Source organism: Halothiobacillus diazotrophicus, from assembly GCF_001663815.1.
Classification (GTDB): Bacteria; Pseudomonadota; Gammaproteobacteria; order Halothiobacillales; family Halothiobacillaceae; genus Halothiobacillus; species Halothiobacillus diazotrophicus.
Window position 1 is genome coordinate 2,833,142 of record NZ_CP016027.1, and the last position, 13,786, is coordinate 2,846,927.

The following is a 13,786-nucleotide window of genomic DNA, read 5'->3' on the forward strand; positions in this document are numbered from 1 at the left end:
TGAGCATGCGCGTATCGACTTCCATGATTTTCTCGCAGGGCCTGACCAATCTGCAGCAACAGCAGACGACGATCCTGCAGGCCCAGCAGCAGATCGCCACCGGCGTGAAACTGACCAATCCGGCCGATGACCCCGTGGCGTTCGCGACGGCCAGCAACCTGTCGGTGTACACCAGCAAGCAGAACCAGTACAGCACGAACATCGATACGGCTACGGGCAAGGTCCAGGTTCAGGAGTCCACTCTGGGGAGCATAACGAGCATTCTGCAGAATGTGCGGGACGTGGCCATCCAGGCGAACAACTCGGCTCAGAGCCCGACCTCCTTGGCGGCATTGACCGATCAGTTGGGCCAATTGCGCGAAGCGCTGGCCAGCCAGATCAATGCCAAGGACGAGCGAGGCGAATACCTGTTCTCCGGAACGGCGGCACGACAGCAGCCCTACGATGCCGCCGGGGTGCTTAATCCCAACGTTGCTTCGGCGGGTACGGTCAAGCTCGCGATTGCGGACAATCAATCGGCGACCATCAACCAGCCTGCCGGCCAGATCTTCCAGTTGACGTCCAGTGCCACGGCGGGCGGAGGCAGTGCAAGCATTCTCCAGGTCATCGACCAGTTGCAGGCCGCTATTACCGCACAGCCTGCCAATCTGCAGACGGTGTATCAGAACGCACAGCAGGATCTGGATAACGTGATGAATCAGGTGACCGATGCGCGCGGCGGGATGGGGAATACCCTGAATACCCTGTCGGCAGCCAAGGACAGCAATGCCGCCCTGAATGTTGTCAATCAGCAGACCCTGTCCAACCTGCGGGATACGGACATGGCCACGGCCGTGACCAAGCTCAACCAGAGCTATCTCAATCTTCAGGCCACTCAGCAAAGCATGGTGAAGATCCAGGGCCTGTCCCTGTTCAACTATCTCCGCTGATGACCCAGGGCATAGTCTGGGGTCGTGTCTCGTTTCTTCCTTGGTGCCGCCTCAAGGCTGCCAGTAAGTAACCACCGCCGCAGTGCGGTCTGCCGCTCTGGCAGGCGAGCGCGCGCTTGGCGTGCCGATATTGATCAGGCCCAGCAACTGTTCGTTGTCCGCAAGGCCCAGTGACGTCATCACAAACGGGTCATAGATCCGGCTTCCCGTCAGCCACACGGTCCCGTAGCCCAGATGGTTGGCAGCCAACATCATCTGTTGGGTCGCGGCCGCGACGGCCAGTTGCTGTTCGATGACGGGAATTTTCGGGTGATCCTGCGTCAGAGTGGCAATGGCGGCAATCAGCATCGGTGCGCGGAGGGCCCGATCCCGCTCGCGTTCCAGGAGCGCAGGCTCGGTTTCCGGGGCGCGACGCAGCAGCGCCTGAACGAAGAGATCGCCCAGTGCTGGCCGCTGTTCGGGCCCGATAACCAGATAGCGCCAGGGGTGAAGTGCGCCATGGTCCGGCGCGCTTTCCGCGGCTTGAAGAATTCGCAGGAGCTCATCATGAGTCGGGACGGGTTCGACCAGGTGTTTTGCCGGCGTGGATTGACGCTGCTGGATGAAATCGATGAAGTCCATGTTTTTCCTTGACATGTTTTTTGGAAAATTGAAATGAAAACTTGGCGTGGCGAACTTTTTGTCCGATAATTTGCGCCCACTTTGAAGCATGCTGGATTTATGGCTAAAGAAGATTATATCGAGATGCAAGGCACTGTCGTCGACACCTTGCCGAATACCATGTTCCGCGTTGAGCTGGAAAATGGCCACATCGTGACCGCGCACATTTCGGGACGGATGCGTAAGAACTACATCCGTATTCTGACCGGCGACAAGGTGACGGTGCAGCTGACCCCCTACGATCTGACCAAGGGTCGTATCTCCTTCCGCGCGCGCTGATCGCGCCAGGCACGACAGCCATCCCTTGACGGGCATTCACTGAGGAACGACGTGAACCCCTGGGCGAAGCGCCCAAGAGGGTGGATTGGTTGTGCCCGATGAAGTAGTCCGGCCGGAAGCCTACTCCGGCCCCGAATTACCCCCGAATTACCCCCGAATTACGATGAGGTCTCGGTGAGGGGCTCTTCCTGGGCAACGATCGACAGCGTCGGTTGGCCATCCGCATCCAGATAGAAGCGGACTTCACCGCCATGATCCGCGAGTGGGCCGAACAGCAGCTCCTCGGCGAGGGGGCGCTTGATCCGTTCCTGAATGAGTCGGGCCATCGGGCGGGCGCCCAGCACCTCGTCATAGCCTTCCTTGCCAAGCCATTGACGCACCTCGTCGTCGATCACCATGCGTACTTTCTTTTCCTCGAGCTGTTGTTCCAGTTCGAGCAGCAGTTTGTCGACCACGTTGGCGATCTGGCGCGGTGCCAGTGACTTGAACTGGACGATGGCGTCCAGACGATTCCGGAACTCGGGACTGAAGCCACGCTTGATGGCCTCGTGCCCGTCCGGGCTGTGATCCTGGGTGACGAAGCCCATGGTATTGCGGGCCAGTACTTCGGCACCCATGTTCGAGGTCATGATCAGGATGACGTTGCGGAAGTCGACCCGGCGACCGTTGGTGTCGGTCAGCATCCCGTTGTCCATGACCTGAAGGAGGATGTTGAATACGTCCGGGTGGGCCTTCTCGATTTCGTCCAGCAACAGGACGGCATGCGGCGTTTTGTTGATGGCTTCCGTCAGGAGGCCGCCCTCGTCGAATCCGACATAGCCCGGCGGCGCGCCGATCAGCCGGGAAACGCTGTGGCGTTCCATGTATTCGGACATGTCGAACCGCACGAGTTGGATGCCCAGCAGTCGCGCCAGTTGTTTACTGACCTCGGTCTTGCCGACACCGGTCGGGCCGGCGAACAGGTACGAGCCAATGGGCTTGTCCGCCGTGCGCAGGCCGGAGCGGGCAAGCCGGATGGCGGTCGTGATCTGCTCGATGGCTTCTTCCTGGCCGAAGACGACCATGTTGAGATTGCGGTCGAGATGGCGGAGTACTTCACGATCGGAGGTGGACACGCTGCGTTCTGGAATGCGGGCAATCTTGGCAACCACGCGTTCGATATCGGATGCCTCGATGATATGGGATTCCGGCTGGGGCGCCAGCAGGCGATGCTGTGCGCCGGCCTCGTCGATGACGTCGATGGCCTTGTCGGGCAGATGCCGATCCGAGATGTGTCGGCTCGCGAGGCGCACGGCCGCTTCCAGCGCTTCATCGCTGTATTCCACGCCGTGGTGTTGTTCGTATCCCTTGCGCAATCCCTTGAGAATCGCGATGGCCTCGCTTTCGCTGGGCTCCGGAATGTCGACTTTCTGGAACCGCCGTGTGAGGGCGGCGTCTTTCTCAAAGATCGCCCGGTATTCCTGGTGGGTGGTGGAGCCGATGCAGCGTAGCTCGCCGTTGGCGAGTGCCGGCTTGATCAGGTTGGAGGCATCCATGGAGCCGCCGGAGGCCGAGCCTGCGCCGATGAGGGTATGAATTTCGTCGATGAACAGGATGGCGTGCGGAATCGACTTGATTTTCTTGAGCACGACCTTCAGCCGTTTTTCGAAATCGCCCCGATACTTGGTGCCGGCTACCAGCGAACCGAGATCTAGCGAATAGACGACCGCCTCCTGCAAGGCTTCAGGGACTTCTCCTTCGATGATCTTGCGGGCAAGTCCTTCGGCGATGGCCGTCTTGCCGACGCCAGCTTCGCCGACCAGCAGGGGGTTGTTCTTGCGTCGCCGACCCAGGATCTGCTGGACGCGTTCGATTTCCTGGCTGCGTCCGATCAGGGGGTCGATCTTCCCCTCCCGGGCCAGCTGGTTGAGGTTGACGACGAAGTTTTCGAAACTGTTCTCATCGGCAGATTCCGGCTTCTCGCGCTCTTTTTCGCTGGTCGATTCGTTGATGACCGGCGTGTCCTGGGTCAGGCCGTGTGCGATGAAGTTCATGACGTCCAGCCGGGTCACGCCGGCCTTGTGCAACAGATGGACGGCATGGGAGTCCTGTTCGCCGAACAGGGCGGCGAGTACGTGTGCCCCGGTGACTTCCGTGCGCTGGGCAGACTGTACCTGCATGACGGCGCGCTGCAGGACGCGCTGGAAACCCAGCGTGGGCTGGGTTTCTCGCGGGTCGCTGTCGGGAATGCGGGGCGTGGTGTGGCGTACATGGTTTTCCAGATCCACCGCCAGTTGCGAAATGTTGGCGTTGAATCCTTCCAGTACGGCACGAGCGTCCGGATCTTCCAGCAGGGCGTGGGTCAGCGCTTCGAGTGTGACGAATTCATAGCGCTGCCGGCGGGCGCGATCGAATACACGGCTGATGGTGGTTTCCAGAGCTTTACTTAACACGCTGAACTCCTATGGACGATCTAAGGGGCGCGTTCCATGACACACAGTAGAGGATGCTCGTTCTGCCGCGCTACCTGGTTCACCTGTGCCACGCGCGTTTCCGCGATTTCTCGCGTGAAAATCCCACACAAACCACGCCCTGTATGATGAACTTCTAACATAACCCGTTCTGCCTGTTCGGTCGATAGATAAAATAGCTCCACGAGGATGCGTACGACGAAATCCATCGGCGTGAAGTCATCGTTGAGCAGGATGACCTGATACATCGGCGGTTCATCGACCGTGGCGATGGTTTCCGTATCGTGCTCGTGCTGTGTAATGTGATCGACCATGGCTGTAAAAAGTTTAATCAGGGAAGTGGGGCGGCGGGTTCTGCGACCGTGAGGCGGAATGCCCGCCCCACGACGATAAGGGCCTGACGCAAGTGGCCGGATAGCTAAGGCTTGGCCTTTATGGCCAAGCGCTCAGGACCATGCTTTCATGGTAATAGTTTGGGGCCGATTTGGTCTGCCCACAACCCCATGAGCGCGTGACCGAATTCGGTGGTGGTTTGGCTCAGCAGACGGTCAAGCGGGCTCTTGTGCGGCGTGAGATCCACTTCGTGCTGAAGTCGGAACTGGTCGCGAACGACACTCCGTACCGAGCCCAGCCCGTCGACCAGTCCGTTCTTGACGGCCTGGTCGCCCGTGTAGATCAGACCGGAAAACAGATCCGGGTCGCTGGCCAGCCGATTGCCGCGGCCCTGTTTGACCGCATCGATGAACTGCTGGTGGACGGTGTCGAGCAGCTTCTGCATGTACTGGACCTGGGCCGGATTTTCCGGGGTGAACGGATCGAGCATCGCCTTATTGGCCCCGGCGGTGAGCAGACGGCTTTCGATGCCGAGTTTCTGCATGGCGTCCACGAAGCCGAAGCCATCCATCCGCACGCCGATCGAGCCGACCAGTGAAGCCTTGTCTGCGTAGATCTTGTCTGCGGCTGCGGCGATGTAGTAGCCCCCGGAGGCACAAATATCCTCCGTGACCGCGTAGATGGGCTTGGCCGGATACGCCTTGCGCAGCCGCATGATGGCGTCGTAGATCTGGCCAGCCTGTACCGGGCTGCCGCCGGGCGTGTTCATCCTGAGGACGATGCCCTTGATCTGCGGGGCCTTGAAGGCCTTTTCCAGAACCGGAATCAGGTTCGCCGCCGAGGCGTCCTGACCCGGGGCGATGACGCCGCGGACGTCGATGATTGCTGCTGTGGGCTGCTTCAAGTTGCCGAGCGCCCCCGATTCGACGTGATCGACCTTCAGGGTGAAGAGTGCGATGACCCAGATCAGGATGCCGAGACCGATCAGGCGGAAGAACATCTGCCAGCGCCGCGTGCGTCGACGTTCCAGCAGACCTTCTCGGGCCAGATCGAGCAGTGCGTCGCGGGCCCATGCCTCGTCGGTTTGGGCGGCACGCGTTTCGTGTTCGACGTGGGCATTTCTGGTCGGGGCATGTTCCTCCTTGGGCTCGATGCGCAGATCGTCGGAGGTACGGTTCGAGTCGGTCATGGTAGGCCTCGTTGGCAGAAGGGTTCGGTTGTGTCGTTATCAGCCTCGGGTACGGGCTGCCTGATACAGGTCGAGAATCTCGTCCAGCGCATCGATCATCACATGGGGGCGCGCGGCTGCCAGGCGTGCTCGGTCATGGGCGCCATGGGTAATGGCCACGGGGGCGCAACCGGCATTGTGCGCCATCAGGATGTCAAAGTCCGTATCGCCGATCATCCAGGTTTCGTCCGGGGTGACCCCGAATTCGTCCAGAAGTTGCATCAGCATCAGCGGGGCGGGCTTGGAGACCGTCTGCTCCGCGGTCCGCGTGCTGAGGAAATAGTGGCCCAATCCGGTTTCGGCCAGGGCTTCCTGAAGCCCCCGGTTGGATTTCCCCGTGGCGATGGCCAGCCAGCAGCCGGCATCACGCAAACCGGACAGGATTTCCCCGACGCCGGGGTAGGGCTCGATGGCTTCGGTGCGGGTGAAATAATGGCTTCGGTAGGCGGCCGCCAGAGAGGCGGCCTTGTCGTCACTGAGGTCGGGGAACAATGTGCGTGCTGCCTCGTAGAGGCCAAGGCCGATGATGCCCTGGATCTGCTCCGCCGGAAGGATGGGCAGATTTTCGCTGGCCATGGCGCGTTCGAAACAGCGCACGATGTGGCCGGTCGACTGTACCAGGGTGCCATCCCAGTCGAAAACGATCAGCTGTGGCGCTGGGAGTGTGCGCCTATCTGTCTGGGTGGCGTCATTGGGGGTGATGAGCGTGGTGTTCATGGTCATTGGGTGATCAGTCAGCGGTGTCGGGTTGCCGGTATTCGGGCGGTACGTGGAGATGCAGCGTGCGCAACCAAGGCGTCCATGACTCCGGAACAGGCGCCTGGAAGGTGCGCGGTGTTCCGTCCGTGGGATGCCGGATTTTCAGGGCGGCTGCGTGCAGCATCAGGTTCGGGCGCACGCCGGAAGCCGAAGTGGATGACTGCCCGAGACGCTTGTCCAGGTTGCGGTCTCCATATTTGTTGTCGCCGATGACCGGGTGTCCCGCATGGGCAGTATGCACGCGGATCTGATGGGTGCGGCCGGTTTCCAGCTGGACTTCGAGCAGGCTGGCATGGGCATTGGCGGCCAGGATCGAAAAATGCGTCACGGCCGCTTTTCCCTGGGCGTCGACGACGACGCGATGGGCTTCCCCTTCGCCCTGCCATTTGCGCAGCGGGGCGTCGCTTCGGCGAAGCCTGTCCGGCCAGTGGCCGTGAACCAGGGTGAGGTAGATCTTTTCGGCGCTGCCTTCGGGCCTGAACTGCTCATGTATCGCACCGAGCGCGGCCAGGCTCTTGGCCAGAACGACCAGGCCGCTGGTGTCGCGATCGATGCGGTGCGCCAGTTCCAGCAGGGGGGGGTGACCCAGATGTTGACGCATCAGATCGATCAATCCGAACGGAATGTTCGAACCGCCATGCACGGCCAGCCCCCCGGGCTTGTTGACCACGAGCATCTCGGCGTCCTCGAATACGATCATTGCAGCGGCACGGTTCAGCCAATGGTCGGGTACGACCACGGGGGCATCCGGGTCGAGGGGATCTCTACCGGGTATATGGCGGATGGGCGGAATCCGGATTTCATCGCCCGCAGTGAGGCGGGTGGTGGGTTTGGCCCGCTGGCTGTTGATGCGCACCTCGCCGGTGCGCAGGATGCGGTAGATTACCGATCGCGGCAGCTCGCCATGTGATGCACCCAGCACGCGGAGCAGAAAGTTGTCGATGCGCTGTCCGGCATATTGCGGCTCGACCGTGACGCGTCGGACGGCGCTTTTACTGGTGGCGGAGACTTTGTCGGCGCGATGGTTCATGCCGCTTATTATGGCGTATTTCCTCAATGCGATGCGCCCGATCTGAGAGAGTGACGTGGTCGTGCACCGTCGTGGTGACGATTATTTTGCGTGGTGTCATGTTCGGCCTGCATCTGTGTTAACATCGGACGCGTTTGATGGGGCAATGTCCGTGCGGCAAAGGTCGCGTGGCGAGGACCGAATCCGGTCCATGACGCCCGGCAGGTCGATCGATGCCCGCGGATGCCCCATCGGCTCGTATGTGACGGCAATTTGCCTGCAGATCGAATTTTTGGCGCCCCCTTCGGTGGGGGTGGCCGGGCTGCTTCGGGGTGTGTGATCGATGATGAGATCGACCATGAAGATCGCCCCAAGCGACCCTGGATGCGTTCGGAGACGAACGAAACTCACAACTTTTTTCCCAAAGGATCTATGCGCCTTTTCTGGCTGGTGACACTGGTACTGCTGCACGATTTCTCCCTGCGACCAAGCAGGGCAGACGGTCATGCGAACGAGACTGACCGGACGCGGAACGCGTGGGCGGGGCATGTTGCCCGCCGCGTCCGCGGTCGTGCGCTTTTCCGGCAGCCAGAGACGCATGGATCTCCCCTTAAGTATCCGATACCGAGGTTGTCGCGGGCACTGACCCAGCGCATTCGGTATCTTGTTCGAGAAATTTTCCATGAAAAGAATGCTTATCAATGCCACACATGCCGAAGAGATTCGTGTGGCACTCGTCGACGGCCAAACCCTCTATGACATCGACATCGAGACGCCGGGCCACGAGCAGAAGAAATCCAATGTCTACAAGGCGCTGATCACCCGGATCGAGCCCAGCCTCGAAGCCGTCTTCGTCAACTATGGCGCCGATCGCCACGGTTTCCTGCCCTTCAAGGAAATCGCGCGCAGCTACTTCGACCCCGAAGCCGTGGATGACAAGGGGCGTCCCGTCATCAAGTCCGCCCTGAAAGAGGGGCAGGAAATCCTGGTCCAGGTGGAGAAGGAAGAGCGGGGCAACAAGGGCGCGGCCCTGACCACCTTTGTCAGCCTGGCTGGCCGTTACCTCGTGCTGATGCCCAATAACCCGCGTGCGGGTGGCGTTTCCCGCCGGATCGAAGGCGACGACCGGGCGGACATCAAGGCCGCTCTATCCGAACTGGATGTGCCGGAAGGCATGGGGCTGATCGTTCGCACAGCCGGGGTCGGGCGCGAGGCCAGCGAGCTTCAGGCTGACCTCAACTACCTGCGCCAGGTCTGGGACGCCATTCTGAAGAAGGCCGAATCCCGCAAGGCGCCGTTCCTGATCTACCAGGAAAGCGATCTCATCATCCGTGCCCTGCGCGACTACATGCGCAACGACATCGGCGAGGTGCTGATCGACGAACCGAAAATGCATCAGCAGGCGCTGGAATTCGTCAATCTCGTTTCGCCGGATGCGGTGAACAAGATCCGGCTGTATCAGGACCGGACGCCCCTGTTTACCCGTTACCAGATCGAAGGCCAGATCGAATCCGCCTACGAACGTACCGTGACACTCCCTTCGGGCGGCGAACTCGTATTCGACGTGGCCGAGGCCCTGACGGCCGTGGATATCAACTCCGGCCGCAGCACCAAGGGGCAGGACATCGAGGAAACCGCCTTCCACACCAACCTGGAAGCGGCGGATGAAATCGCCCGGCAATTGCGTCTGCGCGACCTGGGCGGCCTCGTGGTGATCGATTTCATCGACATGGGGCAACCCAAGCATCAGCGCGAGGTCGAGAACCGCCTGCGCGACGCGTTGAAGATGGATCGTGCGCGTGTTCAGCTCGGCCGGATCTCCCGTTTCGGCCTGCTCGAAATGTCGCGTCAGCGTCTGAGTGCTTCCCTTGAGGAATCGGCCCAGCACGTCTGCCCGCGATGCATGGGGCAGGGGCATATCCGCTCGGTGGAATCCCTGGCGCTGTCCATCCTGCGACAGATGATCGACGAGGCCATGAAGGACCAGACCGCGCGGGTGATCGCCCAGGTGCCGGTCGACGTGGCCACCTATCTGTTGAACGAGAAACGCGAGCAGCTGCGCATCATCGAGCAGGACAACCGGGTCGAACTGCTGCTGATTCCGAACATCAACCTGGAAACGCCGCATTTCACCGTCGAGCGCGTCCGGGCATCGGATCTGGGCGAGTCGCCGGCGTCCGCACGCTCGCTGATCGAGCCGCTGGCCGTGGTCGTGCCTGATACTGATCGTCCGCTCCGTCGCGTGCCCCCGCCGACGAACGTCTTGGCGCCGGCGAAACCCGCAGCGCCTGCGCCCGTTGCGGAAGTGCAGCCTCCCGTCGTGGTGCCGGCAGCGACGCCCAGCGCCCCAAGCAGCCCGCTCAGCCTGCTCAAGCGGGTGATTGGACAGATCTTCGGTTCATCCACTAGCGGCGCCACTGTCGAACCGCCGGCAGCGGCCGAGGCCCCGGCGCAGACCAAGGCGCCGCGCGCCGCCACGGGCCGCCCGCCGCGCGGCGCTCAGGGTGAAAGCAAAGGCGAGCAGAAGGGCCGCAAGCCGCGTACGCCGGCCAAACCGGCCGTTGCTGCGAACGCGGAACCCGAAGACGAAAAACCGACCAGCGAGCAGAAGCCGTCGGGGAATCGTCGTCGCCGTTCACGCAACAGGAAGCCGGCTGGGGAGACCCCGGCAGTCGCCAACGTCGCAGCGGTCGAAACGGCCGGTACACAGCCCGCCCGTGCCGCACGGGAAGAGGGTGCCGACACCAAGTCGCGCGAATCGCGGGGCGGTGCCCAGGCCGTTCGCCCCTTGGCGGCTCATGAGCAGAACCTGGTCGCCCAGCAGTTGAGCGCACCGGTCGCCGATCGCCAGGCCTTGCCGCTGGATGTTGGCGTCAAGCGGGACCCGGCGGAAAATATTCGACCGAATGCCGCCGTATCGCTGATGACGGATGATCGGGTGGTTGCGGCTGGCGTTGCCGCAGTGGGTGCTGCGCTCCTGGCCGAGGCGAGCGATGCATCAGCCTTGACCGCAGTCTCAACTCAGGGCGGGGCGCGTGTGGCTGAGACTGAGGTTGAGGCGCCGTATCAATCGTCCGATACCCAATCGTCCGATACCCAATCGGTTGATCCGGTGGAATCAGTCGCCAATTCGGAAGCTGTGGCCGAGCCCGCTGTCGCGTCACAAGCGCAACCCGTTGCTGAACCGGTAGTGGCGTCCGCCGAGCCGGTGGTTGATACGGCTGTGCAGCCTGCCGATCCCGATATGTCCGTTATCGCGCCGACGAGCGAGCGCGTCGATGCCGACACCGGGCCCTCGGTCGAAGTGCCAGCCATGGCACCGGTCGCCCCGGACGCTGCCGTGGAAGCTCAACCGGAGATCGAGTCGTCGGATGTGACGTCATCGGTTTCCGCGCCAGCGATGACTGCCGAGGTGGTTGAGTCCGCGGCAGTTCATGCACCGGACGAGTCCGACTTCGAGAAGGATGCCACGCCGATCGTGGAGCGTCCCGCCTCTGAAGCTGTGATGAGCGAGCCGTCCGTTGCTGAAGCGCCAACGGCCCCGGTGGTCGAGTCCGAATCGCTAAACCCGGAACCGGAGCAGGTGGAGCCGATCGCGTCGACAGCCGAGGATCAGGTCACCTCTCCGGAATCCGTTGCGGTCGATCAGGTCAGCGTGCTCGAACCGGTGGTCGATCACGATGCCGTTCCGACTGAGGCGGATGCTTCTGCCCCCGTGGCGGATGCGGTGACGGATGCATCCGGTCAGGATGAGACCGAGGCGTCACACAAGCACTCCTGATTCCGTAGCGCCAGCCCGGGGCACCTGGGCGGGGGCAGGGTATCGATGGGTTCCCCTGGATGCTTGTGTCCGAGGGCCAAATCAATAAGAAAGGGCGGTTACGCCCTTTTTTGTTTTCGGCAAGGGATGTCCCGTGTGGGTGTACCGATTTGTGCGTCAGACCGGCTTCGGATGTCGGAGTACCGCCGGTACCCTAATCGATAGCCGATTTATGGCGCCGAGCGTGCGTTCGGGCTTCGTGATTATCGGTTCCGGAATTGGCTTCGCGCTTCAATGGCCTGCCTGATTCGAGGCGGGCAGGGCGCAGCCGAGTAGGCGCGGGCAGGTGGGGTCAGCGTGCTCCGTTTCGACCTGCAGCGTGCTGTGGCTGATACGGAAGCGTTCCTTCAGGGTGCGCTCGATGTCGCGTCGGCGCGGGTTGCTCATTTGCCCATCACGAACCACGAGGTGCGCCGTGAGGGCATTTTCCGTCGTGCTCAGCGCCCAGATATGCAGGTCGTGCACGTTGGTGACTTCGGAAAGGCTCTGCAGGTAGGCACCCACCGCGTGGGCGTCGATGGCATCAGGCACGCCGTGCAAGGTCAGTCGCGTCGCCTGGATCAGCAATCGCCAGGCCGGGATCAGAATGACCAGGCTGATGATGAGGCTCACGGCCGGATCCAACCAGGTCCAGTGTGTCAGGAGCACAATGCCGCCGGCAATCGCGACCCCAAGCGAGACGGCCGCATCCGCAGCCATGTGCAGATAGGCGCCCCGCTGATTGAGGTCCTCGGCCTGCCCCTTCATGAACAGCCAGGCGGTGAACCCATTGATCAGCACGCCGATCAGCGCGACGCCAATAACAATCTCGCCATTGACGGCTTCGGGGTGGAGCAGCCTCGGCAGGGCTTCGACCATCACGAGCAGGGTCATCAGGATGAGAAAGAGCGCATTGACGAGTGCCGCCAGTATCGTGCTGCTGCCCAACCCATAGGTGAAGCGGCTGGAGATGGCGCGTTGACCGAGAATGCTGGCCCCCCAGGCGATCAGCAGACCCATGACATCGCTGAGATTGTGCGCCGCGTCGGCGAGCAGGGCGACGGAGTTGCCCCAGAAGCCGAAGCCGGCCTCGATCAGTACGAAGAGGACGTTGACGGTCGTACCCAGGAAAAAGGCACGGCCGATATGGGCGGGCAGGTGATGATGGTGTCCATGCCCATGCCCATGCCCATGCCCATGCCCGTGGTCGTGGTCGTGGTCGTGGTCGTGCGCATGCTCATGCGATGGATGATGCGCATCGGGGTTCGAGGAAAACTGCTGGGCCATGCCGCACTCCACTCAGGCTGACTGTTTCAGCCTGTGAGCATAGCAAGCCCATCGATCCGGCCCAAGAACAAGGACAGGGGCCGGTAGCGCGCTAGTGCAGCAGGCCGAACATCTTCCGGCGCCAGTTCTTGGTCAGCGGGTGATCGCCGCCGAGCACTTCGAACAGGTCCAGCATGCCCCGTCGACCGGCATCGTCGTTGAATGTCCGATCGCGACGCATGATTTCGAAGAACTGGCCCAGTGCCCCTTCGTAATCCTGTTGCAGGGCCAGCTGCCCGGCGAGCTGCTCTCGGGTGGCCAGATCGTTTTCGTCCGCGGCAATACGTGCCAGCAGCTCATCCGTGGCCGGACCCTCGCTGGCGTGCTGGGCCAGATTGATCCGGGCCTTCAGTTCCTTCACGAGCGGACGGCCGGCTACATCGATGGGCAGGGCGTTGAGGATTTCCATCGCCTGGGCCAATTCGCCGCGACCGACCAGGATGTCCGCCAGATCCACGAGAATATCAGCGTTGTTCGGCTCGATGCCGCTGGCTTGCTTGAGCGGCTCGACCACAGCCTCGAGCGGGGCATCGGTGGCCGCCAGTTCACGGGCCTGTTGGCGCAGTTTGTCGACGTCGGACAGAATGTGCTTCTTCAGGAAATCACGGATCTGGGATTCCGGCAGTGCGCCCGAGAATTGGTCGACGATCTGTCCGTTGATGACGAGCATCACCGTCGGCAGGCTGCGGACGCCGAAATGGCTGGCCAGTTGCTGTTCCTCGTCGGAGTTGACCTTCGCCAGGCGCAGTTTTCCTTCGTAGCTTTCGGTGATCTTGGCGAGCAAGGGCATGAGCGTACGACAGGGGCCGCACCACTCTGCCCAGAAGTCCACGAGGATCGGCGTTTCGTGCGATGCGTCGACAACCCTTGCTTGAAATTCGGGGGCCGTTACCGAGAAAACGTACGGGGAATCGGACATGTTTGCTCCTCTTGAATGAAAACGACGATGGGGCGGTGCCCAGCTTGCCGGACAACATGGTGACGCCGCCCGGCATTTTCAAGCGGGACAGGTGG

Annotated in this window: 12 protein-coding genes; 3 read left to right on the plus strand and 9 right to left on the minus strand. The window is 61.8% G+C overall.

What is annotated here, in order from left to right; all coding sequences use genetic code 11:
* Window positions 1-5: 5 nt before the first annotated feature.
* Window positions 6-929: a flagellar hook-associated protein FlgL gene (gene flgL / locus A9404_RS12685; protein WP_066102314.1), complete on the plus strand. Its 924-nt coding sequence runs from the start codon at window positions 6-8 to the stop codon at window positions 927-929.
* Window positions 930-980: 51 nt separating this feature from the next.
* Here the strand turns inward: flgL and A9404_RS12690 are convergent, their stop codons facing one another.
* Window positions 981-1,550, minus strand: coding sequence for a nitroreductase family protein (locus A9404_RS12690; protein WP_066102317.1), 570 nt, complete (start codon window positions 1,548-1,550; stop codon window positions 981-983).
* Window positions 1,551-1,649: 99 nt separating this feature from the next.
* Between A9404_RS12690 and infA the strand changes: the two genes are divergently transcribed.
* The gene (infA, locus tag A9404_RS12695) at window positions 1,650-1,868 is read left to right on the plus strand and encodes a translation initiation factor IF-1 (RefSeq protein ID WP_012824618.1); all 219 of its coding nucleotides are present in this window, start codon (window positions 1,650-1,652) and stop codon (window positions 1,866-1,868) included.
* A 158-nt stretch (window positions 1,869-2,026) separates the two neighbouring features.
* Here infA and clpA read toward each other — a convergent pair whose 3' ends face one another.
* The 6 genes from clpA to A9404_RS13480 form a co-directional block, all read right to left on the minus strand.
* Window positions 2,027-4,300, minus strand: a complete 2,274-nt coding sequence (clpA, locus tag A9404_RS12700; RefSeq protein ID WP_066102320.1) for an ATP-dependent Clp protease ATP-binding subunit ClpA — start codon at window positions 4,298-4,300, stop codon at window positions 2,027-2,029.
* 20 nt (window positions 4,301-4,320) lie between these two features.
* Window positions 4,321-4,632 (minus strand): ATP-dependent Clp protease adapter ClpS, encoded by a 312-nt coding sequence (gene clpS, locus A9404_RS12705; RefSeq protein ID WP_066102323.1) that lies wholly within the window; start codon window positions 4,630-4,632, stop codon window positions 4,321-4,323.
* 146 nt (window positions 4,633-4,778) lie between these two features.
* The gene (locus A9404_RS12710; RefSeq protein ID WP_066102325.1) at window positions 4,779-5,840 is read right to left on the minus strand and encodes a S49 family peptidase; all 1,062 of its coding nucleotides are present in this window, start codon (window positions 5,838-5,840) and stop codon (window positions 4,779-4,781) included.
* 39 nt (window positions 5,841-5,879) lie between these two features.
* The gene (locus A9404_RS12715; RefSeq protein WP_197490360.1) at window positions 5,880-6,596 is read right to left on the minus strand and encodes an HAD family hydrolase; all 717 of its coding nucleotides are present in this window, start codon (window positions 6,594-6,596) and stop codon (window positions 5,880-5,882) included.
* A gap of 13 nt (window positions 6,597-6,609) precedes the next feature.
* The gene (locus A9404_RS12720) at window positions 6,610-7,668 is read right to left on the minus strand and encodes an RluA family pseudouridine synthase (protein ID WP_066102328.1); all 1,059 of its coding nucleotides are present in this window, start codon (window positions 7,666-7,668) and stop codon (window positions 6,610-6,612) included.
* A 96-nt stretch (window positions 7,669-7,764) separates the two neighbouring features.
* Window positions 7,765-8,247 carry a hypothetical protein gene (locus A9404_RS13480; protein ID WP_156521335.1) on the minus strand — a complete coding sequence of 161 codons (483 nt, stop codon included), beginning with the start codon at window positions 8,245-8,247 and terminating at the stop codon, window positions 7,765-7,767.
* Between the two features lie 82 nt (window positions 8,248-8,329).
* Here A9404_RS13480 and A9404_RS12725 point away from each other — a divergent pair, with 82 nt between their 5' ends.
* On the plus strand, window positions 8,330-11,428 hold the full coding sequence (locus A9404_RS12725) for an Rne/Rng family ribonuclease (protein WP_082922977.1): 3,099 nt from the start codon (window positions 8,330-8,332) through the stop codon (window positions 11,426-11,428).
* A gap of 270 nt (window positions 11,429-11,698) precedes the next feature.
* Here the strand turns inward: A9404_RS12725 and A9404_RS12730 are convergent, their stop codons facing one another.
* The gene (locus A9404_RS12730; RefSeq protein WP_066102334.1) at window positions 11,699-12,733 is read right to left on the minus strand and encodes a cation diffusion facilitator family transporter; all 1,035 of its coding nucleotides are present in this window, start codon (window positions 12,731-12,733) and stop codon (window positions 11,699-11,701) included.
* Window positions 12,734-12,824: 91 nt separating this feature from the next.
* Window positions 12,825-13,691 carry a thioredoxin gene (trxA, locus tag A9404_RS12735; protein ID WP_066102337.1) on the minus strand — a complete coding sequence of 289 codons (867 nt, stop codon included), beginning with the start codon at window positions 13,689-13,691 and terminating at the stop codon, window positions 12,825-12,827.
* Window positions 13,692-13,786: the final 95 nt, after the last annotated feature.